The organism is Comamonas sp. wu1-DMT (assembly GCF_040187805.1).
In the GTDB taxonomy this organism is placed as follows: Bacteria; Pseudomonadota; Gammaproteobacteria; order Burkholderiales; family Burkholderiaceae_C; genus Comamonas; species Comamonas thiooxydans.
Window position 1 is genome coordinate 204,419 of record NZ_JBANEM010000001.1, and the last position, 24,642, is coordinate 229,060.

At 62.6% G+C, this 24,642-nt stretch carries 16 protein-coding genes, 1 tRNA gene and 1 pseudogene; 12 read left to right on the forward strand and 6 right to left on the reverse strand.

Annotated features, from left to right (window positions below; genetic code table 11):
- Positions 1-130: 130 nt before the first annotated feature.
- From V8Z78_RS00885 to V8Z78_RS00920, 8 genes are all read left to right on the forward strand, one after another.
- Complete coding sequence (locus V8Z78_RS00885; protein ID WP_057092194.1) at positions 131-1,306, forward strand: AI-2E family transporter; 1,176 nt, start codon at positions 131-133, stop codon at positions 1,304-1,306.
- 234 nt (positions 1,307-1,540) lie between these two features.
- A complete protein-coding gene (gene fdnG, locus V8Z78_RS00890; protein ID WP_145914916.1) occupies positions 1,541-4,606 on the forward strand; it encodes a formate dehydrogenase-N subunit alpha in 3,066 nt (1,021 codons plus the stop codon).
- Positions 4,607-4,618: 12 nt separating this feature from the next.
- The gene (gene fdxH / locus V8Z78_RS00895; protein ID WP_003079546.1) at positions 4,619-5,548 is read left to right on the forward strand and encodes a formate dehydrogenase subunit beta; all 930 of its coding nucleotides are present in this window, start codon (positions 4,619-4,621) and stop codon (positions 5,546-5,548) included.
- Positions 5,545-6,171, forward strand: a complete 627-nt coding sequence (locus tag V8Z78_RS00900; RefSeq protein ID WP_003066500.1) for a formate dehydrogenase subunit gamma — start codon at positions 5,545-5,547, stop codon at positions 6,169-6,171. The genes fdxH and V8Z78_RS00900 overlap by 4 nt, the downstream gene beginning before the upstream one ends.
- Positions 6,172-6,253: 82 nt before the next feature.
- Entirely contained in the window at positions 6,254-7,219 is a 966-nt protein-coding gene (gene fdhE / locus V8Z78_RS00905; RefSeq protein WP_349730708.1) for a formate dehydrogenase accessory protein FdhE, read from the forward strand.
- A gap of 88 nt (positions 7,220-7,307) precedes the next feature.
- Positions 7,308-8,747, forward strand: a complete 1,440-nt coding sequence (gene selA / locus V8Z78_RS00910; RefSeq protein ID WP_057092193.1) for an L-seryl-tRNA(Sec) selenium transferase — start codon at positions 7,308-7,310, stop codon at positions 8,745-8,747.
- A gap of 96 nt (positions 8,748-8,843) precedes the next feature.
- Positions 8,844-10,769, forward strand: a complete 1,926-nt coding sequence (gene selB, locus V8Z78_RS00915) for a selenocysteine-specific translation elongation factor (RefSeq protein WP_003066493.1) — start codon at positions 8,844-8,846, stop codon at positions 10,767-10,769.
- 184 nt (positions 10,770-10,953) lie between these two features.
- A tRNA-Sec gene (locus tag V8Z78_RS00920) sits at positions 10,954-11,049 on the forward strand.
- A 17-nt stretch (positions 11,050-11,066) separates the two neighbouring features.
- Here V8Z78_RS00920 and V8Z78_RS00925 read toward each other — a convergent pair.
- On the reverse strand, positions 11,067-12,755 hold the full coding sequence (locus tag V8Z78_RS00925; protein WP_057092192.1) for a long-chain fatty acid--CoA ligase: 1,689 nt from the start codon (positions 12,753-12,755) through the stop codon (positions 11,067-11,069).
- A 182-nt stretch (positions 12,756-12,937) separates the two neighbouring features.
- Between V8Z78_RS00925 and V8Z78_RS00930 the strand changes: the two genes are divergently transcribed.
- A complete protein-coding gene (locus V8Z78_RS00930) occupies positions 12,938-13,450 on the forward strand; it encodes a pyridoxamine 5'-phosphate oxidase (RefSeq protein WP_171832504.1) in 513 nt (170 codons plus the stop codon).
- Here V8Z78_RS00930 and V8Z78_RS00935 read toward each other — a convergent pair.
- From V8Z78_RS00935 to V8Z78_RS00945, 3 genes are all read right to left on the reverse strand, one after another.
- Positions 13,447-13,965, reverse strand: coding sequence for a hypothetical protein (locus tag V8Z78_RS00935; RefSeq protein ID WP_003066487.1), 519 nt, complete (start codon positions 13,963-13,965; stop codon positions 13,447-13,449). The two genes, V8Z78_RS00930 and V8Z78_RS00935, sit on opposite strands and share 4 nt — an antisense overlap.
- Before the next feature lie 77 nt (positions 13,966-14,042).
- On the reverse strand, positions 14,043-15,443 hold the full coding sequence (locus V8Z78_RS00940) for an MBL fold metallo-hydrolase RNA specificity domain-containing protein (protein ID WP_003066484.1): 1,401 nt from the start codon (positions 15,441-15,443) through the stop codon (positions 14,043-14,045).
- A gap of 271 nt (positions 15,444-15,714) precedes the next feature.
- On the reverse strand, positions 15,715-16,584 hold the full coding sequence (locus V8Z78_RS00945) for a MurR/RpiR family transcriptional regulator (protein WP_003066482.1): 870 nt from the start codon (positions 16,582-16,584) through the stop codon (positions 15,715-15,717).
- 260 nt (positions 16,585-16,844) lie between these two features.
- Here V8Z78_RS00945 and V8Z78_RS00950 point away from each other — a divergent pair.
- The 3 genes and pseudogenes from V8Z78_RS00950 (at position 16,845) to V8Z78_RS00960 (ending at position 19,762) form a co-directional block, all read left to right on the forward strand.
- Positions 16,845-18,121: pseudogene (locus tag V8Z78_RS00950) on the forward strand (aspartate aminotransferase family protein).
- Positions 18,122-18,205: 84 nt separating this feature from the next.
- Positions 18,206-19,072, forward strand: a complete 867-nt coding sequence (locus tag V8Z78_RS00955) for an amino acid ABC transporter substrate-binding protein (RefSeq protein ID WP_080554162.1) — start codon at positions 18,206-18,208, stop codon at positions 19,070-19,072.
- A gap of 27 nt (positions 19,073-19,099) precedes the next feature.
- A complete protein-coding gene (locus V8Z78_RS00960) occupies positions 19,100-19,762 on the forward strand; it encodes an aspartate/glutamate racemase family protein (RefSeq protein ID WP_003066474.1) in 663 nt (220 codons plus the stop codon).
- A gap of 158 nt (positions 19,763-19,920) precedes the next feature.
- Here the strand turns inward: V8Z78_RS00960 and V8Z78_RS00965 are convergent, their stop codons facing one another.
- Positions 19,921-21,384: an efflux transporter outer membrane subunit gene (locus V8Z78_RS00965; RefSeq protein WP_349730709.1), complete on the reverse strand. Its 1,464-nt coding sequence runs from the start codon at positions 21,382-21,384 to the stop codon at positions 19,921-19,923.
- A 12-nt stretch (positions 21,385-21,396) separates the two neighbouring features.
- Positions 21,397-24,627, reverse strand: a complete 3,231-nt coding sequence (locus V8Z78_RS00970) for an efflux RND transporter permease subunit (RefSeq protein WP_349730710.1) — start codon at positions 24,625-24,627, stop codon at positions 21,397-21,399.
- Positions 24,628-24,642: the final 15 nt, after the last annotated feature.

Sequence of the window (24,642 nt, forward strand, 5' to 3'; positions counted from 1 at the left end):
TGGCTGGGGAAGGGCCTTGAGTTGCGGCAGCCATTGTGCCACTGTTCAAAGTCTTGGTCTTATAAAAGACAAGATGTTTACACCCCTGGGAGTCGCTTACATTGCGGGAACTCCATAAACAAGGACTCGCATGCCGCTTTTGCCGCTTCACAAACGTGCATTCATTCTTCTTTTAATAGCAGTAACCGCAGGATTCGGCTTGGTTCTAGAGGAATATGCCGTAGCCATCTTCTGGGGCGTGGTGTTTGCCATCGTCTTCGCCCCCCTGCACCGCAAGCTGCTGATGCGCATGCCCAACAAGCCCACGCTGGCCGCGTTGGCAACCTTGCTAATTAGTCTGGTAATGGTCATTTTGCCGCTGTCTCTGATAGGCCTCTCGCTCATCAAGGAGACTGCCGCCATCTACGATCGAATCAGCAGCGGCAACCTGTCCGCCGGCAGCTACGTGGAGCAAGTCTTCAATGCACTGCCATCCTGGCTGACGCCATGGATGGAAAAACTGCACCTGGGCACTCTGGAGGAAATCCAGACCAAGCTCTCCAACATTGCCCTGCAGGCCAGCAAGCTCGCCGCCACCAAGGCTGTGGGGCTGGGTCAGAACACCCTGGGCTTTGTGGTGGGCTTTGGCGTCATGCTCTACCTGATCTTTTTTCTGTTGCGTGACGGCAAGGAGTTGGTCGCACGCATCTGGGCAGCCACGCCGCTCGCACCCGAACACAAGCGCGAACTGGCCATCAAGTTCATTACCGTCATCCGGGCCACAGTCAAGGGCAATCTGGCCGTTGCAGCCGCCCAGGGCGCGCTGGGTGGGCTGATTTTCTGGATTCTGGGCATTCAGGGCGCAGTACTCTGGGCCGTGGTCATGGCCTTTCTGTCGCTGCTGCCAGCAGTGGGGGCAGGCCTTGTCTGGGGGCCGGTGGCTATCTACTTTCTGGCCACGGGCGCCGTCACCAAGGGGCTGATCCTTGCCGCTTATGGTGTGCTGGTCATCGGCCTGGTGGACAACGTGTTGCGCCCCCTGCTGGTCGGCAAGGACACCAAGATGCCCGACTATGTGGTTCTGATCTCCACCCTGGGGGGCATGGCCTTGTTCGGTCTTTCGGGCTTTGTGCTCGGTCCCGCCATTGCCGCCCTGTTCATGGCGGCCTGGGAGTTGTTTGCCACCATGCAGGAGCAGGAGGAAAAGCTGCTGAACCGGGAAATCGCGCAAAAGCGCACAACAACCGATCCGCAACAACCTGTAGAAGGCCCTGCTCCCACCGTCGCTCCCCCTCCTGCCGAAACACGCAAAAGCGACACAGATTAGGGATTTCCTGTTCAACCCGGCCTGCTGACCGATGGCTTTTCGAGCAGAAAGTTGATAGGTTTAGAGGTGCAGGTTGAAAACTATCGCCGTCATTAAGAAAAACAAAAACGAAACATAAAACTCAAAGTCGCTCAACGTTACTCAAGAATTAAGGGTTTGTAACTGCTATCAAAAATGGGGGGGGGTCGTAAAATTTGCTTTCACATAAGCGTTCATACGAAAAGGTACCCCACAATGGACCAATTCTCCAGACGCCAGTTCATGAAAGTGACTGGTTCGACTCTGGCGGGTTCAAGCTTGGCGCTGATGGGCTTCTCACCCACAGCCGCCCTTGCTGAGGTGCGACAGTACAAACTGTCAGCCACCACCGTAACCCGTCAAACCTGCACCTACTGCTCCGTAGGCTGCGGCATCCTCATGTACTCCCTGGGCGACGGCGGGAAAAACTCCCGTCTGTCCGTGATGCACGTGGAAGGCGACCCGGATCATCCGGTCAATCGCGGCACGCTGTGTCCCAAGGGCGCATCGCTGCTGGACTTTGTCCACAGCCCCAGCCGCCTCAAGTACCCCGAATACCGCGCCCCCGGCTCGTCCGAGTGGAAGCGCATGTCCTGGGACGAGGCACTGAACCGCATCGCCAAGCTGCTCAAGGAAGACCGCGACGCCAATTTCGTTGAAACCAACGAAAAAGGCCAGAAGGTCAACCGCTGGCTGACCACCGGCATGCTGGCCGCTTCGGCCTCCAGCAACGAAGCCGGCTACATCACGCACAAAGTGGCCCGCTCCTGGGGCCTTCTTGCACTCGATAACCAAGCACGTGTCTGACACGGCCCGACGGTGGCAGGTCTTGCCCCGACGTTTGGCCGTGGAGCGATGACGAACCATTGGGTCGACATCAAGAACGCGGACGTTATTTTGATCATGGGCGGCAATGCCGCCGAAGCACACCCCTGCGGCTTCAAGTGGGTGACCGAAGCGAAGGAGCACAACAAGGCTCACTTCATGGTGGTCGATCCGCGCTTCAACCGCTCGGCATCCGTGGCTGACTTCTATGCGCCGATCCGCTCCGGCTCGGACATCGTCTTCCTCGGCGGCGTGATCAATTACCTGCTGACCAACGACAGGATCCACCACGAGTATGTGAAGAACTACACGGACTTCTCATTCATCGTGCGCGAGGACTTTGCGTTCGACGAAGGTATTTTCTCCGGCTACAACCCTGAAAAGCGTACCTATGACAAGGCGTCGTGGGACTACGAACTGGGCGAAGACGGCTTCGTGAAGGTGGACCCCACTCTGGAACACCCTCGCTGCGTCTATCAGTGGCTCAAGAAGCACTACGCCGGCTATACCCCCGAGAAGGTGGAATCCATCTGCGGCACACCCAAGGAAAAATTCCTGCACGTGTGCGAGAAGCTTGCTTCGACCGCCGAAGCCGGCCGTGTTGCCACCATCCTGTACGCACTGGGCTGGACCCAGCACACCACGGGTGCGCAGATCCTGCGTACCGGTGCCATGATCCAGCTGCTGCTGGGCAATATCGGTGTCGCTGGCGGCGGCATGAACGCGCTGCGCGGCCACTCCAACATCCAGGGCCTGACGGACCTGGGCATCCTGTCTGCTTCGCTTCCCGGGTACCTGACGCTGCCGAACGAAGCCGAACAGGACTACAACCAGTACATCGCCACTCGCACGCCCAAGCTGCTGCGTCCCGGTCAGATGAATTACTGGTCGAACACGCCCAAGTTCCATGTCAGCCTGATGAAGGCATGGTGGGGCCCGGCCGCAACTGCTGAAAACAACTGGGCGTTCGACTATCTGCCCAAGTTGGACAAGCAGTACGACATGCTGCAGATCTTCGAGATGATGACGCAGGGCAAGGTCAACGGCTATATCGCTCAAGGCTTCAACCCCTTGGCGGCTCTGGCCAACAGCAACAGCGTGCGCGACGGTCTCAAGAAGCTGAAGTTCCTGGTCATCATGGATCCGCTGGTTACGGAAACTTCGGAATTCTGGAAGAACCACGGCGAATTCAACGACGTGGACTCGGCTTCGATTCAAACCGAGGTGTTCCGCCTGCCAACCACTTGCTTCGCTGAAGAAGACGGTGCCGTGGTCAGTTCCTCGCGCGTGCTGCAGTGGCACTGGAAAGCTGCCGAGCCCCCAGGAGAGGCCAAGACCGACATTGCCATCATGTCCGGTCTGCACCTGCGCCTGAAGGCTCTCTATCAGAAGGACGGCGGCAAGTTCTCCGAGCCCATCACCAATCTGTACTGGCCTTATGCCGAAGCCGATCACCCCTCTTCCGAGGAAGTGGCCAAGGAATACAACGGTCGTGCGCTGGTGGATCTGTTCGATCCCAAGGACCCCACCAAGCTCATCCGCAAGGCCGGCGAGCAGTTGGCGGGCTTTGGCGAAATGCGCGATGACGGCACCACCCTGGGTGGCTGCTGGATCTGGGCTGGCAGCTGGACCTCTTCCGGCAACCAGATGGCGCGCCGCGACAACAGCGATCCCACAGGCATAGGCAACACGCTGAACTGGGCCTGGGCCTGGCCTGCGAATCGCCGCGTGCTTTACAACCGCGCGTCTTGCGACCGCCAGGGCAAGCCCTTCAACCCCGAACGCGTGCTGATCAAGTGGAACGGCAAGCAGTGGGGTGGAGCGGACGTGCCGGACGTGGCCGTGGGCCTGGATCCCGAGGTGATCAATCCCTTCATCATGAACCCCGAAGGGGTGGCCCGTCTGTTTGCCCGCAAGGGCATGGCAGAAGGTCCGTTCCCCACGCACTACGAGGCGTTTGACAACCCGCTGGGCTACAACCCCATGTACCCCAACAACAAGCAGGCCGTCATCAGCCCCGTGATGCGCATCCTGGCAACTGCCAAGGACACGCAGGGCGACCCCAAGGACTACCCGCATGTAGGCACGACCTACCGCCTGACCGAGCACTTCCATTACTGGACCAAGCATGTTCAGCTGAACAACATCGTTCAGCCCGAGCAGTTCGTGGAAATCGGCGAGGCACTGGGCAAGGAACTGGGCATAGAGACCGGCCAGAAGGTCAAGGTTTCGTCCAAGCGCGGTTTCGTGAAGGCGGTTGCCGTGGTGACCAAGCGCATCAAGCCCATGAAGATCGATGGCAAGACCATCCATCATGTGGGTGTGCCTATTCACTGGGGCTTCTCCACGACGGGACGCAAGGGCTATCTGGCGAACAACCTGACAGCCTCCGTGGGTGACGGTAACAGCTTGACCCCTGAATCCAAGACCTTCCTCGTGAAGGTGGAAAAGATCTAAGGAGCCACGCTGATGTCCTCAACCATGTCTCTCGATATCAAACGCCGCTCGGCCACGACGACCCCCGCACCCAGCGCACGCGGTGCGCACGCGGGGGAAGTCGCCAAGCTGATCGACGTCTCCAAATGCATTGGCTGCAAGGCTTGCCAGACCGCCTGCATGGAGTGGAACGACCTTCGCGACGAAATCGGCACGGTTGCCGCAGGCGTCTACGACAACCCGACGGATCTGACGTCGGAGTCTTGGACCGTGATGCGCTTTGCCGAGTACGAAAACGAAGCCACAGGCAACCTGGAGTGGCTGATCCGCAAGGACGGCTGCATGCACTGCGAAGACCCGGGCTGCCTGAAGGCCTGTCCCTCGCCTGGCGCCATCGTCCAATATGCCAACGGCATCGTGGACTTCCAGCAAGACCAGTGCGTGGGCTGCGGCTACTGCGTCACGGGCTGCCCCTTCAACATTCCGCGCATCTCCAAGAAGGACAACAAGGCGTACAAGTGCACCTTGTGTTCGGATCGCGTGGCTGTTGGCCAGGAGCCCGCCTGCGTCAAGACCTGCCCCACGGGCGCTATCCAGTTTGGCACCAAGGAAGCCATGCAGGAGCAAGCGTCCCGCCGTGTCGTGGACCTCAAGGAACGCGGCTACGAAAAAGCAGGCCTCTACGACCCGCAAGGCGTGGGCGGCACGCACGTGATGTACGTTCTGCATCACGCGGACAAACCTTCGCTGTACAAGGGCCTGCCGGACGATCCGTCCATCAGCCCCATGGTGTCGCTGTGGAAGGGTGTAGCCAAGCCTCTGGCCATGGCCGCACTGGGTGCAGCCGCAATCGGCAGCCTGTTCCACTACATCACCAAGGGACCCAACGACGTGTCCAAGGACCTTGAGGATGAAATGGAACGCAAGGACGCCGAAGCGCTGAACAAGGAGAACGGCAAATGAAACGCAATCCTCGCGACCTCGTGCGCTACAACGCATCGGAGCGCGCCAACCACTGGGTGGTAGGCATTTGCTTCATCTTGCTGGCCCTGTCCGGTCTGGCGTTCTTTCACCCGGCCTTCTTCTGGTTGACCAATCTGTTCGGTGGCGGTCCCTGGACCCGCATCCTGCACCCCTACATCGGGGTTGTCATGGGCGCATTCTTCGTCATCATGGCCTGCCGTTTTGCCAAGCTCAACATCGTTGAGCCGCGCGACATCGAATGGCTCAAGAACGTCAACAAGATGATCGATGGCGACGACCACGACATGCCCGAACAGGGCAAGTACAACGGTGGTCAGAAGCTGTTGTTCTGGGGCCTGGTAATCGGCATGCTGCTGATCGTGATCACCGGCTTTCTGATGTGGCGCGCCTGGTGGACATTGCCGGTCAACGTGGTGCGAGCGGCTTCGGTGGTTCACGCCATCGCTGCCGTGTGGATGATCGGCCTGATCATCATGCACGTGTATGCCGCCATCTGGACTCGTGGCACCATTCGCGCCATGCTTTATGGCACAGTAACGCGAGCCTGGGCCAAGCAACACCACCGCGGCTGGTACCGCAAGATGACGGGTGACAACGACTAAGGTTTTTAGTCCTCTCCCCTAACAACCCAGCCGCCAAGCGTTTATCGGCGCTCGGCGGCTGATTCATTTGGAAACCCTGTCAATGCAACGCATTCTTCAACCCGGTGAAATCGAAGCACTGGATCACACCAGCTTTCCCCGCATCTTGCTGCCCCAGGTAAGCAGTCTGTTCGCCGAACGCGCTGCACGCCTGCGCCAGCTGGCCAACGGCAATCCCATTGCAGACTATCTGCTGTTTGTGGCCCAGATCATGGATGCGCAGCACAAGGCTGCCGCCACCATCGAGATATCTGCGCCCGATGCCGAACTCATGGCGCGTGCTCAGGAGCACTCCATGCCCCTGCTGCCCGCAGTGGACACCATCGATCCCGCCTGGCAAGCCGTACTGGACAATATGCTCGACACGCTGCAGGGTAGCGAAGGCCTGCCTGCACCGCTGCAGCCCCTGCTCAAGGAGCTGCGTGCACTGACTCCCGAGACCCGTGCAGACATTGCCAAAAAGCTGTTGGAAAAGGAAGTCGCCGCCCGCCACGTGGGCATGGCACCCTTCATCATGGCTGCGCTGCAAGTGACCTTTGCCAAGCGCTCGGCCAGTCTCAGTGGCCGCGACGTTCCCTACACCGACCCCGCCAGCATCTGCCCCGTCTGCGCCAGCGAGCCTGTGGCCAGCGTCATCCGCATTGGCGGCAAAGTGGCCGGTCACCGTTACGCTCATTGCGGCACCTGTGCCTGCGAATGGCATATGGTTCGCGTCAAGTGCACGCACTGCGAATCGACCAAGGGCATCCACTACCAGGGCATTGACGGTTCGGGCGAAGAAGTTCTGGCCGAGACATGCGACGAATGCGGCAGCTACCGCAAGATCGTAAATCAGGAAAAGAACCCCATGGTCGAACCTCTCGTCGACGATCTGGCCAGCCTGATGCTGGATCTGCTGATGAGCGAGACCCAGTTCCAGCGCGCCAGCGCCAATCCTCTGTTGTTTGTGGCCGTGGCCGAAGAGCAGCAAGGCGAGGCCGATCACGAACTGGTGGACCCTGCGGCGTAAACCTGCCGGCTCCAACCGCCACCATAATGAAGGCGGCAGGAACTCCTGCCGCCTTTTTCATTTTTTGACGACCCGACACACCTTGGCCATGAGCAATACCGCAGCGACCGCCCCTGAAATTTCGCACCCATCTCAGCTTCCCGCCGTGGACAAGGTCTTGCTCGCGATCGAGATGCAGGTGCTGCGCGAGTCCTACGGCCTCGATGCCTGCACCAAGGCAGTCCGCGATGTGCTGACGGGGTTGCGCCAGCAGCTCCTGGGTTTTGCCGATCAGCCTGGCCAGAGCGTGCAGGCCGACATCGCCAGCGTCGTGCAAGCTGCGCAGCGCCAGCTTCAGGCCCGGTTTGCGCCACGCCTGCAAGCCGTCTTCAATCTCACCGGCACGGTGCTGCACACCAACCTGGGCCGCGCATTGCTGCCGCAGGCCGCGATCGATGCCGTGGTACAGGCCATGAACTCCCCGGCCAACCTGGAATATGACCTTGAAGACGGCGGTCGCGGCGATCGCGACGATCTGGTCGAGTCGCTGATCTGCGAGCTGACCGGCGCTGAAGCCGCCACCGTTGTCAACAACAACGCCGCAGCCGTGCTGCTGGTGCTGTCCACCATGGCCACGGGCAGGGAAGTCGTGGTCTCGCGCGGCGAGCTGGTGGAAATCGGCGGCGCCTTCCGCATTCCCGATGTCATGACCCGCGCCGGCGCCAGGCTCGTCGAGGTCGGCACCACCAACCGCACGCATGAGAAAGACTATGCAGAGGCCATAGACGAGAACACGGCCGCGCTCATGAAGGTGCACTGCAGCAACTACGCCATCACCGGCTTTACCAAGGCGGTGAGCGACGCCGATGTCGCCCGCATTGCGCACGACAGCAATCTGCCGATGATTGTGGACCTGGGCAGCGGCACGCTGATCGACATGCGCGACTGGGGCCTGCCCTATGAAGTCACGGTGCGCGAGACGGTCGAGTCCGGTGCCGACATCGTCACCTTCAGTGGCGACAAGCTCCTGGGCGGCCCGCAGGCCGGCATCATCGTCGGCAAAAAGGAGCTGATCACCCAGATCAAGAAGAACCCGCTCAAACGCGCGCTGCGTGTGGGCAAGATCACCCTGGCGGCACTGGAGCCCACGCTGCGCCTGTATCTGAACCCTGAAAAGCTCGCCCAGGAGTTGACCACGCTGCGCCTGTTCACGCGCCAGGCCGCCGACATGCAGATCCAGGCCGAGCAGCTGCAGCCTCTGCTGCAGCAGGCACTGGGCCAGGACTATGTGGTGGAGATCGCGGCCATGAACAGCCAGATCGGCAGCGGCGCCCTGCCCGTGGAAAATCTGCCCAGCTTCGGCCTCAGGATTTATCCGGCCAGCGGCAAGCATGCGGGTCGCCAGCTGACCCGGCTCGAAGCGCGCTTTCGCGCCCTGCCCCGGCCCGTGATCGGGCGGCTGCATGACGATGCGTTGTGGCTGGATCTGCGCTGTCTCGAACACCCGGCGCAGGCCCTGTTTGCCGCGCAGCTGCCGCAGCTGGCCTGAGGCAGTCCCATGGCCCCGGCCCCTGGAATTTATACAAAAACACCTTGCATCGCTTGATACACAAGCGCCAGCAGCCAACAAAACTACAAGCACACCATGATCATCGGAACCGCAGGCCATATCGACCACGGCAAAACCACGCTGGTGCGTGCGCTCACGGGCGTGGAAACCGACCGTCTCAAGGAAGAGAAAGCCCGCGGCATCTCCATAGAGCTCGGTTATGCCTACAGCCCGTTGCCCAACGGCGATGTGCTGGGCATCATCGACGTGCCGGGCCACGAGAAATTCGTCCACACCATGGCCGCCGGAGCCGTGGGCATTGACCACGCCCTGCTGGTCGTGGCTGCCGACGACGGCGTGATGCCCCAGACCCTGGAGCATCTGGAAATTCTGCAGCTGCTGGGTGTCAGGCGTGGCAGCGTGGCGCTGACCAAGGTCGATCGCGTGCTGCCGCAGCGCATTGCCGACGTGCATCGCGAAATCAACGCCATTCTCGGCGTCACTGCACTGGCCGACAGCCCCATCTTCGAGACCAATGCCGCAGAACCCGGCAATGCCGGCGTAAAGGCCTTGCGCGAACATCTGCAGGTGCAGGCCCAGATGATGCAGGCGCGTCCCCGAGACGGACTGTTCCGGCTCGCCGTGGACCGCGTCTTCACGCTGCCGGGCCAGGGCACGGTGGTCACGGGCACGGTCTTCAATGGCCAGGTGCGAGTGGGCGACACGCTGGCGCATTCGACCAGCGGTCAGGCCGTGCGCGTGCGCAGCATTCATGCACAGAACCAGAGCAGCGACAGCGGCGTCGCCGGCCAGCGCTGCGCACTCAATCTGGCGGGCATAGGCAAGGACGAGATCGAACGCGGCGACTGGATCATGGACCCACGCCTGCTGCAGGCCACGGACCGCCTCGACATTCATCTGCACCTGCTCGGCGAAGCGCCCTTGCTGGCCCAGTGGACGCCAGTCCATGTGCACCTGGGCACCAAGCGCACCACGGGCCATGTGGCGCTGCTGCAGGACGAGGCCATAGAGCCCAGCACCGAGGCCCGCGTGCAGTTGGTGCTCGATGCGCCGGTCTTTGCCCTGCCCGGCGACCGCCTGATTCTGCGCAACGCCCAGGCCAGCCGCACCATCGCCGGCGGCATGGTGCTCGACCCCTATGCCCCGAGCCGCAAGCGCCGCAGCGCAGAGCGCATGGCCTACCTCGACGCCATGGAGCAGCTAATCGCCCGCAACGACTTCAGACCGCTGATCGCACAGGCCCCGCACGGCATTGCGCGTTCGCAGCTGGTGCGTCTGAGCGGCCATGCCTTCCCCGAGGCCAGCCTTGCCGACACCATCCAGTTGCCCATCGCCGGCGGCGATGCCCTGGTGCTTGGCCTGCAGCGCTGGCAGCAGTTGCAGACCCAGGTCATCGACAGCCTGGCGCGCTTTCATGAAAAATCGCCCGACGAGCCCGGCGTCAACGCGGCCAGACTGAGGCGCATGGCCTTGCCCGGCCTGCAGCAAGGCAGCTACGACGCGCTCTATCAGGGCCTGGTCGATGCCCTGCTCAACAGCCAGTTGCTAGCCAGCACCGGCGCCTGGCTGCATTTGCCGCAGCACAGCGTGCAGCTGAGCAGCGCCGAGCAGACGCTGGCCGAAAAACTGCTGCCCGCCATTGCTGCAGGCCGCTATGACCCGCCCTGGGTGCGCGATCTGGCGCGCGACCATGCAGCTGGCGAAGAGCTGGTGCGCCAGCTGCTCAAAAAGCTTTCGCGCCAGGGCCAGCTGTTCCAGGTCGTCAAGGATTTGTTCTATGCACCGTCGCGCATGGACGAACTCGCCGCCCTGGTTGCCGACATCGCCAGCCAGCACGCCAGGGGTGAAGTGGAAGCCAGCGCATTCCGCGACGCCACGGGTCTGGGCCGCAAGCGCGCCATCCAGATTCTCGAATTCTTCGACCGAACCGGCTACACGCGCCGCGTGCGCGACGCCCATCTGCTGCGCCCTGATGTTCATTGGAATAGCACGCCACGCTGAGCCTGCAATGAAAATCAGCGGAAATCAGTCCAGATTCCTTATCCCGCTTACGCAACAAGCTATCAAATCAGAATAGAGCCGGATATGCGGCCTTGACGTTCTGTTTGTCATCAGGTGCCGGATTGCTGGCTACAATCACCGTCTTATCTTCTACAAGAGTGGCAACCTCCACTCTTGACTCGAAGGAAGGCAATCGTGCCCGGTGGCGCGGCCGGGCTTCAAACCCGGTGGGGGGCGTCAGCCGCTCCCGGGTTGGTTCGACTCCAGCTGCTTTCCGCCACTCCCCCTCTTTGCATTTCAGACCGCGGCTTCCTGCTCCTGCAGCATTCGCCACATCACCTTGCCGCTGCCGCTCTTGGGCAAAGCCGTCACGAATTGCACCCGACGTGGGGCCTTGTAGACTGCCATATTGTCATGGCACCACTGGATGATCTGCTCTGCCGTCGTCGCCTCATGGCCGGCACGCAGCACGACCACAGCCTTGACGGTCTCGCCGCGATAGGCATCCTTGGCGGAGATCACGCAGGCCTCCTGAATCGCGGGATGGCGGAACATCAGCGACTCCACCTCGGCCGGCCACACCTTGAAGCCGCTGGCATTGATCATGCGCTTGAGCCGGTCGGTGATGAAAAAGTAGCCATCCTCATCCACGCGCCCCAGGTCGCCGGTGCGGAAAAAGCGCTTGCCATCAAGCTCCATAAAGCTCTGCTCGGTCGCCTCGGGGCGCTGCCAGTAGCCTTCGAACACCTCGGGGCCGTTGACCACGATCTCGCCCTGCTCTCCTTGGGCCACCTCTTCCAGCGTGTCGGGGCTGATCACGCGCGCATCGGTACTCATGAAGGGAATGCCCAGGCATTGCTGCTTGGGATGGTCGGGCGGATTGCTGTGCGAGGGTGCGGCAGTTTCGGTCAGGCCATAGCCCTCGCAAAAGCGCAGGCCGTATTGCTCCAGCAGTCGCTGGGCCACGGCCTGGGGCATGGCGGCGCCGCCGCCGCCGATGTATTTGAGGCTGGAGAGATCGAAAGACGCAAAGTTGGGACTGGCCAGCAGATCGATCACCATGGTCGGGATATTGGTCCAGCTCGTGACCTGATAGTGCGAGATCAGGCGCCCTGCCAGCTCACGCTCCCAGCGCGGCATGATGATCAGCGTCGCCCCTACGTAGATGGCGCTGTGCAGCACGGACACCATGCCCGTGATGTGAAACATGGGCACGACGGCGAGCACCACGTTCTCGCTGGTGCCCGTGCCCCACAGCGCGCCGGAGACGGCGTTGTGGTTGATGCTTCGATGCAGGTGCATGCAACCCTTGGGCTGGCCCGTGGTGCCGCTGGTATAGGGCAGAACGGCCAGATCGTCACGGCCTGCTGTATGCGGTGGAGGCAGCTCGCTGCAGGCCAGCGCCTGCGTCCATGCATGGACCTGGCCGTGGTTCAAGCTGGCAGGCTCGCGCTCGCCCAGCAGCCAGTTGCGCCAGGCTTCGGGCGGCGCATCCGGCCCCTGCACATCGGCATCAAAGCCGTCGGTGAACCGTGTCACCAGCAAGTGCTGCAGCGCCTCGGAGGGTTCCAGTGCATTGCTGGCCTTGGCCAGCTCCGGCGCCAGATCGGCCGTGGTGATGGCCACCTTGGCGCCCGAATCCGTGATGTAGTGCTTGAGCTCCTCTGCCGTATTCATGGGATTGACCGGCACCACCACCGCATTGGCGCGAAAGATGGCGTAATGCGCCAGCACCAACTGGGAGCTGTTTTGCATCAGCACGATGACGCGGTCGCCTTTTTTCACGCCCAGGCCATGCAGATAGGCAGCCATGCGCTCCGTGCCCTCGCACAGCTGCTTATAGGTCGTGGTGCGCCCCAGAAACACCAGCGCGGCCTTGTCCGGGTAGCGCCTGGCATTGATAGCAAGGTTTTCCCAGACGCTAGTTGCTGGAACGGTGATGGAATATGGCAGCCGATTAGGCCAAAACTTGTGGTGAGCGGGCATGAGTCAGGCAATCAGAAAAGCGTATACATAGTCCGGGTGGACTAATCAATCCGCAAGACTAGGCCTGCAACCTCGGCCCGGCATCCGGGATGCCCCCAACAGTCGGTCACGCAGGTGACGACTGGTGCGGCCTGGCGCGGCTCGCCCTGCTCCGGCTCTGCGCTATGGCTTACCATGCGCAAATGCCTCATGAATCACGCCTGCAGCAGTCGCTGCGCCAGCTACTCGCCAGCCAGCGCACCGCCGCCCTGGCCGTACAGCCGCAGGCCGGCTCTTCAGCGCCCGGATATCTTCCGGCCCCGGGCCTGTCTCTGGTGCCATGGGCCTGGAATGGCGAATTCAGCTGTCTGGTACTGCATGTCAGCGCGCTGGCCAGCCACACACAGGCCATGGAGCGGCATCCCGCCGTCAGCCTGCTGATGAGCAGGCCAGAGTCCGCTGGCGAAGCCGTGCATGCGCTGGAGCGCATCAGCATCCAGGGCGTGGCATCCACTCCGCCACGCGACAGCGGCCTGTGGCAAGGCGCCCGGGCCAGCTATCTGGAGCGCTTTCCCGAAGCCGAGCCCATGACGGCTCTGGGCGACTTTCGTTTTGTCTGCATCACGCCGCAAAGCGGCAGGCATGTCGCAGGGTTCGGCGCGGCGCGCGATGTGGACGAGCACGATCTGATAGCCGCACTCAACCCGGCTGCCTAGCCTTTGCTGACCCGGCCCAACCTGGATTGGCCAGCTTGAGCCTGGAACACATGCTCGGCAATCAGGCACATGCAGGCCAGAGGCTGGCCCTGCACCAGGGCCTGAACATGGTCCTGCCAGATCTGCCCCTGCTGCTCCACGCTTGCGTCCAGAAAGCACTGCAGCATCTGCTGCGGATCTGCACAGACCCGATAGTGATAGGGGTCGCGCCGCAGGCATGCCGCGCGCAGATGCAGGCCGAACGCCTCCCACGTCACCGCTCGGCCTTGCAGACGCTGCCACTGATGCAGCAGCTCATGGGCAAAGACGCCTGCCACCACAGGGTGGGCAAGCCGCAGCGGCCGATGCGGGTCAGCCTGCTCAAAAAAGCTGCGCGGCAGATAGATGCGCCCGCCCCCCAGGGACAGCGCCCGCCTGGTATCGCCCAGACGCCGCACATGCAGACGCATGCCGGGCAGCAGCTCATCCAGCGCAGTGCCGAAAAGCCGCTGCACGAATCCGGTCTCGACCGGCATCAGCCTTCGCCGCCAGAACATCATGCAACAGGGCGCGCGCAAGGAGGATTACGCATATCGGAGACTCCCGGCACGCGCTAGAACTCGAAGACCTGGCCGGGCTGCGGAACCTGCACCGAGAAATGCAGGCGCTCGTGCAGCAGCGCGGCCAAGGCCCGGGATGCCTGCGGCTCCCCATGCACCACAAAGGTCTGCTGCGGCGGGCGGGTGAACGCGGCCGCCCAGTCCAGCAGGGCCTGCTGGTCGGCATGGGCCGAAAAGCCGCCCAGGGTATGGATGCCGGCACGGACCTCGACTTCATCGCCGAGCAGGCGCACCAGCCTGGCACCGTCAACCAGTCTGCGCCCCAGCGAACCTTCGGCCTGAAAGCCGCAGATCACCACGGCACACTCGGGCCTGGAGAGATTGTTCTTCAGATGATGCAGCACCCGCCCCGCATCGCACATGCCGCTGGCCGAGATGATGACCGCGCCGCTCCTGATGCGGTTGAGCTTTATGGAGTCCTCCACATCGCTGATGAAATGAATGTGCGGCGACTCCTTGAGTCTTTTGACGCTGCCCAGCAACTGCCTGGCCTCCTCGTCGAACACGCCGAAGTGCCGCAGCGTGATGTCCGTGGCCGCCACCGCCATGGGTGAATCCACAAATATCTCTACCGGCGGCAGACGCTGCTGCTGGATCAGCTGCAGAAAGTGATAGAGCAGCTCCTGCGTGCGCCCCACGGCAAATGCCGGGATGACCACATTGCCATGGGGAACCGTGCGCGTGACCACATCGACCAGCTCCTCCAGGGTATCGCCCGTGCTCCTGTGCTGCCGGTCGCCATAGGTGGACTCGATGAGCAGCAGATCGGCATCCATGATCGGCGTGGGGTCGCGCAGGATCACCCGCCCCGGCTGGCCCAGATCGCCGCTGGCCACCAGCTTGCGCGAGCCGCCATGACCATCTGCCAGCCACAGCTCCACAATGGCCGAGCCCAGAATATGCCCGGCATCCTGAAAACATACTGTCACCGCAGGATGAGGTTCGAAGCTGTGGCGATAAGGCATGGCCTGGACCTGCTCCAGCGTGCTCGCCACATGGGCCAGCGAGTACAGAGGAACCGCCGGCTCTCGCTCGCGCCGCTTGCCTTCGCGCTGACGCCGCGCCGCCCGTTCGGCATCCATCATCTGGATATGGGCACTGTCCTTGAGCAGGACTTCGAGCAGGTCCTTGGTGGCCAGAGTGACATAGATAGGGCCCTTGAAGCCCTGAGCCACGAGCTTGGGCAGCAGGCCACTGTGATCGATGTGCGCGTGGGTCAGAACGACGAAGTCCAGGCCCTCGGCATCAAAGGCAAAGGCTTGCTGGTTGTGCTCGTCAGCCTCGCGGCCGCCCTGGGCCATGCCGCAGTCGATCAGAAAGCGACACCCATGCGCCTCGACCAGAAAGCAGGAGCCCGTAACCGACTGCGCCGCACCGTGAAAAGTGATGTTCATGAAGCACCCATTGACGATCCACATGGACCGTCAATGAATCTAGCACCACTGGTACCTGCGTTTCCAGAGCCTCAAGTCTTGCCTTGACGCCCATCAAATCAACCGAAACCATAGCGACCACGTGCGGGCTGCGTCGATTGCCCGCACCAACGGCTCGCTGCCGTCTCCGGCTTTTCCAATACATGCCCTCCTGAGCTGCTGCGTCATTGGAGATGGGGTGCCCTGCCGCGTCACTCTGTTACGAGCTAGGTGCCCCGCGCCCTCGGCGGTACTAGCTGCCTCGGCTACGGCCCCCGGCATCCACATAGGCGCCTGACTCGAACAGGTGGGCCTCTGCCCTCTCAATGCGGTCGATGACCGGCTTGCCCGCGCGACTGACCAGTAGTTCCAGCAGCGACTCTGTCAATGCCATCCCCGAGGTAATCGATGGAAAAAATGAAGGACTCTGTGTCGAAAAAAGCAACGTCACATCCGCCAAAAGCGACAGCGGCGAGGCATCGCTATCGGTAATGGCAATTACTTTGCAGCCAGCACGCTTGCCTGCTTCCACCACCTGCAGCACCTCCCGGGAATAGGGCGCGAAGCTGATGACCAGGAGTGCATCCTCCTCGGTCATGGATCGAGTCTGCATCTCCAGAGAGCCGCCCTGGCCGTCTATGAGATGCACGGAATTTCTGAAAAGCCGATACACATAGACGAAAGAAAACGCGATGGGAAAGCAGGCACGAAACCCCGCTACATGAACATTGGGCGCCGCTTCCAACAAGACGGCCGCATCGTTGAGCCCGCTCCTGCTATGACGCTCCGTGGCCTCAAGGTTCGCCTTGTGAACCTGAAATATCTCGCCCGCCAGACCTTGCTCACTGGCGCGCTCCAGCAAAGAGCGGGCCCTGTCGCCATAGGCTTCCCGACCCAAGCCCATCTCCTGCGCAATCGCCTGCTTGAGTTCCGGCCAGCCGGCAAATCCTAGCTGCTGAGCAAATCGCACCAGCGTCGCCGGACGTGCATCCGCACTGATACCCACGGTGCGCATCGAACTGGTGACCACTTCGTTGGGATGGTCCAGCACGTATTTCGCAATCCGCTGCAGAGCTGGACTCAGTGAGTTGAAGCGGCCTCGCAGCTCGTCTTTGACAGTCATGGTTGAAGACTCAATCGAAAGCTTTCCTCGCCAGATGCTTGGCTGGAAAGCTTATGGAACAAATGTTCCCAAAGCATACAACTCAGCAAAATACCTCTTGACGAAACATTTGTTCCATTAAATACTTTTAATAGAACATTAGTTCCAAAACACAGCAACGCCTCCAAGCACCCGTATCAGCTTTCGGAATCTTCCACATGACGCACGTCTTTCACCGCCATCTGCGAACCGCCCCACCCGTTGCCGTATCGGCTCACGGCATGCGAATTCAGGATGCCAGCGGCCATAGCTACCTGGACGCATCCGGGGGCGCAGCCGTTTCATCACTGGGCCACGGACATCCAGACGTGATTGCGGCGATGCACGCCCAGATCGACCAGCTCCCTTATGCGCATACCAGTTTCTTCAGCTCTCGCCGGCCGAGGAACTCGCAGACGAGCTCATCCGCACAGCGCCTGAAGGCATGAGCCATGTGTATCTGGTCAGCGGTGGCTCCGAGGCTGTGGAATCCGCATTGAAGATGGCACGCCAGTACTTTGTGGAAATCGGAGAGCCTGAGCGCACACATTTCATTGCCCGGCGACAGAGCTACCACGGCAATACCCTGGGTGCTCTGGCCGTCGGCGGAAACGAATGGCGCCGCGCCCCTTTCGCTCCCATTCTGGTACCTGCCACGCATGTGGCGCCTTGCTACCCGTATCGCGAACAACGCGCCGAAGAAACTCCCGAGCAATATGGACAACGGCTGGCGCAAGAGTTGGATACGGCCATCCTCGCCCAAGGTCCGGGGCGAGTCATCGCCTTTGTGGCAGAGACCGTGGGCGGAGCAACTGCAGGCGTGTTGACTCCGGTACCTGGCTACTTCAAGGCCGTGCGCGAAGTCTGCGACCGCCATGGCGTGCTTCTCATCCTCGATGAAGTAATGTGCGGCATGGGACGGACCGGGACTCTGCATGCCTGCGAGCAGGAAGGCATCAGCCCGGACCTGATGACCGTCGCGAAGGGACTGGGAGGCGGCTATCAGGCCATAGGCGCGGTGCTTGCAAAAAAGCACATTGTTGACGCCATGTCTTTCGGCAGCGGCTTCTTCCAGCACGGGCACACCTATCTAGGACACCCCGTCGCCTGTGCTGCGGCGCTTGCCGTCCAGCGGGTCATCCACCGGGACGGACTTCTGGCCAAGGTGCAGGAGGACGGCGCCTTCTTCGGTGCGCTGCTGCGCGAAACCTTCGCCGACCACCCTCACGTGGGGGACGTGCGCGGTCGTGGCTTCTTCTGGGGCATTGAGCTGGTTGCAGACAAAGCCGAGAAACGCCCCTTCAACCCGGCGCTCAAGGTCAATGCAAATCTCAAGAAGGACGCCATGGCGCGGGGCCTGCTGTGCTATCCGTTCGGAGGCACTGTCGATGGAGTCAACGGAGACCATGTGCTGCTTGCACCGCCCTATATCGCCAGCCGCGATGAGCTCAAGACCATTGCCAGTCTGTTGGCAGAGTCCGTGGACGCCATCACCCGGCAAGCCGCCATCGCGGCCTGAAGACTCCCACTCCCCGTTCTCAACCCCACTCTCTCATTCAGGAATACCATGCGCTTGTCTATCCGAAACGTCGCGGCTGCTGCCATGATGGCCACTGCTCTTGTCCCCGCACTGGATGCCCTCGCACAGGAGTCGCCTACTTTGAAAAAGATCAAGGAGAGCGGGACTATCACCCTGGGTCACCGCGAGGCCTCCTTCGGATTCTCATACATCTCCGATACCGCCACCCCCATCGGCTACAGCCTCGACATCTGCATGAAAATTGTGGACGCCATCAAGGCCGAGCTGAAACAGCCCAAAATCGATATCAAGTACCAGGTGGTGACGTCGCAGAACCGCATCCCTCTTGTGACGAACGGGACGGTCGACCTTGAGTGCGGCTCCACGACCAATTTGGTAGAACGCCAGAAGGACGTGGCATTTTCTCCGGACATCTTCCGATACAACGTGCGCATGGCAGTCAAGGCCAGCTCAGGCATCAAGAGCATTGCTGACTTGCAAGGCAAGTCGGTTGTCACCACCGCAGGCACGACTTCGTTCCGACTCCTGCGTGAAACCAACCGTGGCAAGGTGCTGGAGGTCACACAATTGTCCGGGAAAGACCATCTCGACTCCTTTCTGCTGCTGAATTCGGGCCGCGCAGCCGCCTTCGTGCTCGACGACATCTTGTTGGCAGGTCTTATCGCGAACACCCAGAACCCGAAGGAATTCATCATCACGGGTGAAAACCTGCGCACAGAAAATCAGTCTCTGATGCTGCGCAAGGACGACCCGCAGTTCAAGGCGCTGGTAGACCGCGTGGTGGTCGGAATGATGAAATCAGGCGAAATGGAGACACTCTACAAAAAGTGGTTCATGTCGCCGATTCCACCGAAGGGGACCAACATCAACTACCCACTCAACGCAGAAACCAGAGAAGGCTTCGAGAACCCTTCTTCAAAGGGCATCTGACATCCTCGAACTTCCAGGCACCAACATATGACTCGGATTGCTCTCATTCACGCCCTTAGCCATTCGGTCGAGCCCATCAACGCCGCATTCGACCGAGACTGGCCGCAAGCCGTTCGCATGAACCTGCTGGACGACAGCCTGTCGGCAGACCTCGCACGAAGCAGCCACGGACTCGACACAGCCATGCACAGGCGCTTCGAGGTCCTGGCCGACTACGCAGTGGGCACGGGTGCCCAGGCTATTCTCTTCACCTGTTCGGCATTCGGACCCTGCATCGATGCGGTCGCTGCGCGGCATGCCGACCTCCCGGTGCTTCGGCCCAATGAGGCCATGGTGGCCGAAGCACTGCGACAGCCCGGAAAAATTGGACTCATCGCGACTTTTGCTCCCACGCTGAAGTCGATGCCGCCCGAGTTCGGTCCGGATGCCGACCTCGTTCTGGCTCTGGCCGAAGGCGCGTTGCAGGCCATGAATGCGGGAGACCTGGCCCGCCACGACGCGCTCATTGCAGCCCAAGCCGCTCGATTGAGAGACGAAGGATGTACCCGTATCGCTCTGGCGCAGTTCAGCATGGCAAGAGCCAGGGCGGTTTGCGAGCAAGCGTCGAACCTGCCGGTACTCACCACGGTAGATAGCGCGGTACGCGCACTGAGGACTGCGCTTTGCAATCCGGTCACCACGTGGGGATAGGCTAGAGCCCGCCTCTTAGCGGCCGAAGACCTTTGTGCCGAGCTTCATCACTCAACGCAGAGAGGCAGCTGCTGACAGCGGTAGACGCGGGCCGGCACAGAGCCTGCGATGATGCTGCATCTGGGCCCAGCTCAGGCCTGCCCGGAACAGGCCCCTCCTCATCCGCGAGCCGCAGGCGGCTCACCGCTATCCCAGCCTCCGCCCAGCGCACGAATCAGCGCCACTGTGGCCGTGTACTGCGCGGTGCGCACCTGCAGGGCCTGGTGCCGGTTGCGCAACTCGTTGCGGCGTGCATCGAGCAGCTCCAGCTGGCTCACCAGACCGTTGCGGTAGCGCACGTCCGAGAGATGGGTGGCGCGCTCGGAAGACTGCACGGCCTGCCCCAGCACATGGGCCTGACCCGAGAGAAGACGCAAGGCACTGAGCTGATCCTCCACATCCCGAAAGGCCGCGAGCACCTGGCCGCGCTGGGCGGCCACGGCTGCCTCCAGACGCGCACGGGCGCCCTCTTCCTGCGCTGCGCGCTGGCCGCCGTCGAAGATGGGCAGGGACAGCAAGGCGCCTATGCCCCAGGAGCGTGCCGACCACTTGAACAGATCGCCCAGCTCCGGCGAGGCATAGCCGCCATTGCCCGTGAGCGTGATGGCCGGAAACCATGCAGCCTGCGCCACGCCCACGCGCGCCTGGGCAGCCAGCACCGAAGCCTGGGCCGCCGACACATCGGGGCGGCGCGCCAGCACCGTCGCAGGCACGCCTGCCGGAATCACAGGCAGCGTTGCCAGCACAGGCTGTGCAGCCAGCGTGAAGCCAGTGGCGACATCGCCGACCAGCACGGCCAGCGCATGCGTGAGGGCCGCCTGCTGGCGCTCCAGCGCCAGCGTCTCGGCCTCGGTGGCCGAAACCTCGGTCTGCATGCGCGCCACATCCAGCTCTGCCGCATCGCCGGCCCGGAAGCGCTTCTCGATCAGTGTCAAGGTCTCGCGATAGGCCACCAGACTCTGCTCGACCAGCTGGCGTTCGGTCTGCAGCGAACGCAGCTGCAGATAAGTCTGCGCTACATCAGCCTGCACCATCAGGCGCGTGCTCTGCAGCAGTGCTTCGCGTGCATTGGCATCCTCGCGTGCCGCTTCGCTGGCCCGCGACAGCCTGCCGAACAGATCCGCTTCGTAAGAGAAGTTCAAGCCGGCCGTGACCAGGGTTGCGGGTTGCATGCCGCTCGCGGTGCTCAGCCCGGCCTGGCGCACAGCGCCGCCCGAGGCCCCGATCTGCGGCTGCCGCTGGGCATCGGCCGAGCGCAGCAAAGCGCGGGCTTCAGCTAGGCGTGCCGCAGCGGTCTGCACATCGGCATTGGCTTCACCCGCGCGCTCCACCAGAGCGCTGAGTTCGGCGTCGGCAAATACCAGCCACCAGGCACCGCGCGGCTGAGCCTCGGCCGGGGCAGCCTGCGTCCAGCCCGCGGCTGCGGCCTGGGCGCTGAAGCTTGCTGGCACGGCAACGCCGGCATGCTCGGCCACCGTGGGCGGTGCGCTGGCGCAGCCTGCCAGCACCAAAGCTGCCGTCAGCACGCTCAGGGACGGCATCAGGGATCGAATGCCTTGCATCGTTTTCATATCGGAATCCATGGTTGATTGGGCTTATTCGTCATGGCCGCGCGGCGCAGCAGGCATGGGCAGGGCCGAGGCGCCGTGACCCGGCTCGCTGATCAGCGCCACATGGCTGCCGTGCTGCTGCAGGGGCCGGTTGCCAGCCAGACGACGCAGCACCACATAGAACACCGGCGTGAGGAACAGGCCAAAGGCCGTCACACCGATCATGCCGGCGAACACCGCCACGCCCATGGCGCTGCGCATCTCGGCTCCCGCGCCCGTGGACAGCACCAGGGGCAGCACGCCCATGACAAAGGCCAGCGAGGTCATGAGGATGGGGCGCAGGCGCAGGCGGCTGGCTTCGATGGCGGCCTGCACGGGCGTGCGGCCGGCAAATTCCAGCTCGCGGGCGAACTCCACGATCAGGATGGCGTTCTTGGCCGACAGCCCCACCAGCACGATGAGCCCGATCTGCGTGAACACATTGTTGTCGCCGCCGCTCAGCCACACGCCCGTCATGGCGGCCAGCAGGCCCATGGGCACGATGAGGATGATGGCAATCGGCAGGGTCAGGCTTTCGTACTGCGCCGCCAGCACCAGGAAGACCAGCAGGATGGCGATGGGGAAGACCAGCACGGCGGAATTGCCGGCCAGGATTTCCTGGTAGGTCAGCTCGGTCCACTCGAAGCCTATGCCGGGCGGCAGGGTTTCGGCAGCAATGCGCTCGACGGCGGCCTGTGCCTGGCCCGAGGAGAAGCCGGGCGCGGGCCCGCCATTCACGTCGGCGGCCAGAAAGCCGTTGTAGCGCATGGCGCGTTCTGGCCCGAAGCTGGGTTCGAGCTTCATCAGCGCCGACAGAGGCACCATCTCGCCTGTGGTGGAGCGCACCTTGAGCAGGCCCACGTCTTCGGCACGCGCCCGGTAGGCGGCATCGGCCTGGACGCGCACGCTATAGGTGCGGCCGAACTGGTTGAAGTCGTTGGCGTACAGGCTGCCCAGGTAGATCTGCAGTGTCTCGAAGATATCCGTCACGGGCACGCCGAGCTGGCGCGCCTTGGTTCGGTCGATGGCGGCATAGAGCTGGGGCACGTTGACCTGCCAGCTTGTGAACAGGCCGGCCAGCTCGGGCGTCTGGTAGGCCTTGGCCATGAAGGCCTTCACGGCCGCGTCCATGGCGTCGTAGCCCAGCGAGGCACGGTCCTCGATCTGCAGCTTGAAGCCGCCGGTCGTGCCCAGGCCTGCCACGGGGGGCGGCGGGAACATGGCGATAAAGGCTTCCTGGATGCTGCCAAAGGCCTGGTTGAGCTGGCCCGCCACGGCACCGCCGCTCTGGTCGGCATGCTTGCGCTCGGCAAAGGGCTTGAGCGTGACAAAGACGATGCCCGAGTTGGAGCTGTTGGTGAAGCCGTTGATGGACAGTCCGGGGAACGCGATGGCATCCTCCACATTGGGATTGTTCTTGACGATCTCGCCCATGCGGCGGATCACGTCTTCCGTGCGGTCCAGCGTGGCGCCATCGGGCAACTGGGCAAAACCGACCAGATACTGCTTGTCCTGGGCCGGCACAAAGCCGCCGGGCACCAGCTTGAACAGACCCCAGGTCGCGCCCACCAGCACGGCGTAGATCACCAGCATCAGCGCCTTGCGGCCGATGACGCGCTGCACGCCGCCGCTATAGGCATCCGAGCCGCGACGGAACAAGGCATTGAAGCGGCGAATGAACCCGCCCAGCACGCGCTCCATGCCGCGTGTCAGCGCGTCCCTGGGCGCATCGTGGCCGCGCAGCAGCAGCGCGGACAGCGCGGGCGACAGGGTCAGCGAGTTGATGGCCGAGATCACCGTCGAGATGGCGATGGTCACCGCGAACTGGCGATAGAACTGGCCCGTCAGGCCGCTGATGAAGGCCAGCGGCACGAACACTGCCACCAGCACCAGGGCGATGGCGATGATGGGCCCGCTCACCTCCTGCATGGCGCGGTAGGTAGCCTGGCGCGGCGACAGACCGGCCTCGATGTTGCGCTCCACGTTCTCCACCACCACGATGGCGTCGTCCACCACGATGCCGATGGCCAGCACCAGGCCGAACAGGCTCAGCGCATTGATGGAAAAGCCCAGCAGGTGCAGCACGGCAAAGGTACCCACCACCGACACCGGCACGGCCAGCAGCGGAATGATGGATGCGCGCCAGGTCTGCAGGAACAGGATCACCACCACCACGACCAGGGCCACTGCTTCGAGCAGGGTCTGGATCACGGACTTGATCGAGGCCCGCACGAATTGCGTGGGGTCGTAGGCGATGCGGAACTCCACGCCCTCGGGCATGTGCTTTTGCAGCTCGGCCATGGTGGAGCGCACATTGGCCGAGATCTCCAGGGCGTTCGAGCCCGGGGCCTGGAACACGCCCATGCCCACGGCGGGGTCGTTGTTGAGCAGGGAGCGCAGCGAATAATCGGCCGCACCCAGCTCCAGCCTGGCCACGTCGCGCAAGCGCGTCACCGCGCCGTCGGCACCGGTCTTGACGATGATGTCGCCGAACTCTTCCTCGGTCTGCAGACGACCCTGGGCATTGATGGACAGCTGCATGTCAACGCCAGGCAGACCGGGCGAGGCACCGACCACGCCGGCCGCGGCCTGCACGTTCTGGCCGCGGATGGCAGCCACCACATCGGCGGCCGAGAGACCGCGCTGCGCCACCTTCTGCGGGTCCAGCCAGGCGCGCATGGAATAGTCGCCGCCGCCGAAGATCTGCACCTGGCCCACGCCCTGGATGCGCGCCAGGCGGTCCTTGACGTTGAGCACAGCATAGTTGCGCAGATAGTCGATGTCATAGCGGCCATTGGGCGAGACCATGTGCACGACCATGGTCAGGTCGGGCGCGCTCTTGACCGTGGTGATGCCCAGGCGGCGCACTTCCTCGGGCAGGCGCGGCTCGGCCTGGGAAACGCGGTTCTGCACCAGCTGCTGAGCCTTGTCGGGATCGGTGCCCAGCGCGAAGGTCACGGTCAGCGTCATCACGCCGTCGGTCGTGGCCTGGCTGCCCATATAGAGCATGCCTTCCACGCCGTTGATGGATTCCTCCAGCGGCGTGGCCACGGTTTCGGCAATCACCTTGGGGTTGGCGCCCGGGTACTGGGCGCGCACCACCACCGAAGGGGGAGCGACCTCGGGGTATTCCGAGATCGGCAGCGTTCGCATGGCGATCAGGCCAGCGAGAAAGATGAGCACCGACAGCACACCCGCGAAGATCGGGCGGTCGATGAAAAATCGGGAAAGGTTCATGGTGTCGGAGGATTA

What these genes read in the sequence shown, in the direction of transcription:
- V8Z78_RS00885 (WP_057092194.1), top strand. Translation starts at nt 131, where the DNA reads ATGCCGCTTTTGCCGCTTCACAAACGTGCATTCATTCTTCTTTTAATA.
- fdxH (WP_003079546.1), top strand. Translation starts at nt 4,619, where the DNA reads ATGTCCTCAACCATGTCTCTCGATATCAAACGCCGCTCGGCCACGACG.
- V8Z78_RS00900 (WP_003066500.1), top strand. Translation starts at nt 5,545, where the DNA reads ATGAAACGCAATCCTCGCGACCTCGTGCGCTACAACGCATCGGAGCGC.
- fdhE (WP_349730708.1), top strand. Translation starts at nt 6,254, where the DNA reads ATGCAACGCATTCTTCAACCCGGTGAAATCGAAGCACTGGATCACACC.
- selA (WP_057092193.1), top strand. Translation starts at nt 7,308, where the DNA reads ATGAGCAATACCGCAGCGACCGCCCCTGAAATTTCGCACCCATCTCAG.
- selB (WP_003066493.1), top strand. Translation starts at nt 8,844, where the DNA reads ATGATCATCGGAACCGCAGGCCATATCGACCACGGCAAAACCACGCTG.
- V8Z78_RS00925 (WP_057092192.1), bottom strand. Translation starts at nt 12,755, where the DNA reads ATGCCCGCTCACCACAAGTTTTGGCCTAATCGGCTGCCATATTCCATC.
- V8Z78_RS00930 (WP_171832504.1), top strand. Translation starts at nt 12,938, where the DNA reads ATGCCTCATGAATCACGCCTGCAGCAGTCGCTGCGCCAGCTACTCGCC.
- V8Z78_RS00935 (WP_003066487.1), bottom strand. Translation starts at nt 13,965, where the DNA reads ATGCCGGTCGAGACCGGATTCGTGCAGCGGCTTTTCGGCACTGCGCTG.
- V8Z78_RS00940 (WP_003066484.1), bottom strand. Translation starts at nt 15,443, where the DNA reads ATGAACATCACTTTTCACGGTGCGGCGCAGTCGGTTACGGGCTCCTGC.
- V8Z78_RS00945 (WP_003066482.1), bottom strand. Translation starts at nt 16,584, where the DNA reads ATGACTGTCAAAGACGAGCTGCGAGGCCGCTTCAACTCACTGAGTCCA.
- V8Z78_RS00955 (WP_080554162.1), top strand. Translation starts at nt 18,206, where the DNA reads ATGATGGCCACTGCTCTTGTCCCCGCACTGGATGCCCTCGCACAGGAG.
- V8Z78_RS00960 (WP_003066474.1), top strand. Translation starts at nt 19,100, where the DNA reads ATGACTCGGATTGCTCTCATTCACGCCCTTAGCCATTCGGTCGAGCCC.
- V8Z78_RS00965 (WP_349730709.1), bottom strand. Translation starts at nt 21,384, where the DNA reads ATGGATTCCGATATGAAAACGATGCAAGGCATTCGATCCCTGATGCCG.
- V8Z78_RS00970 (WP_349730710.1), bottom strand. Translation starts at nt 24,627, where the DNA reads ATGAACCTTTCCCGATTTTTCATCGACCGCCCGATCTTCGCGGGTGTG.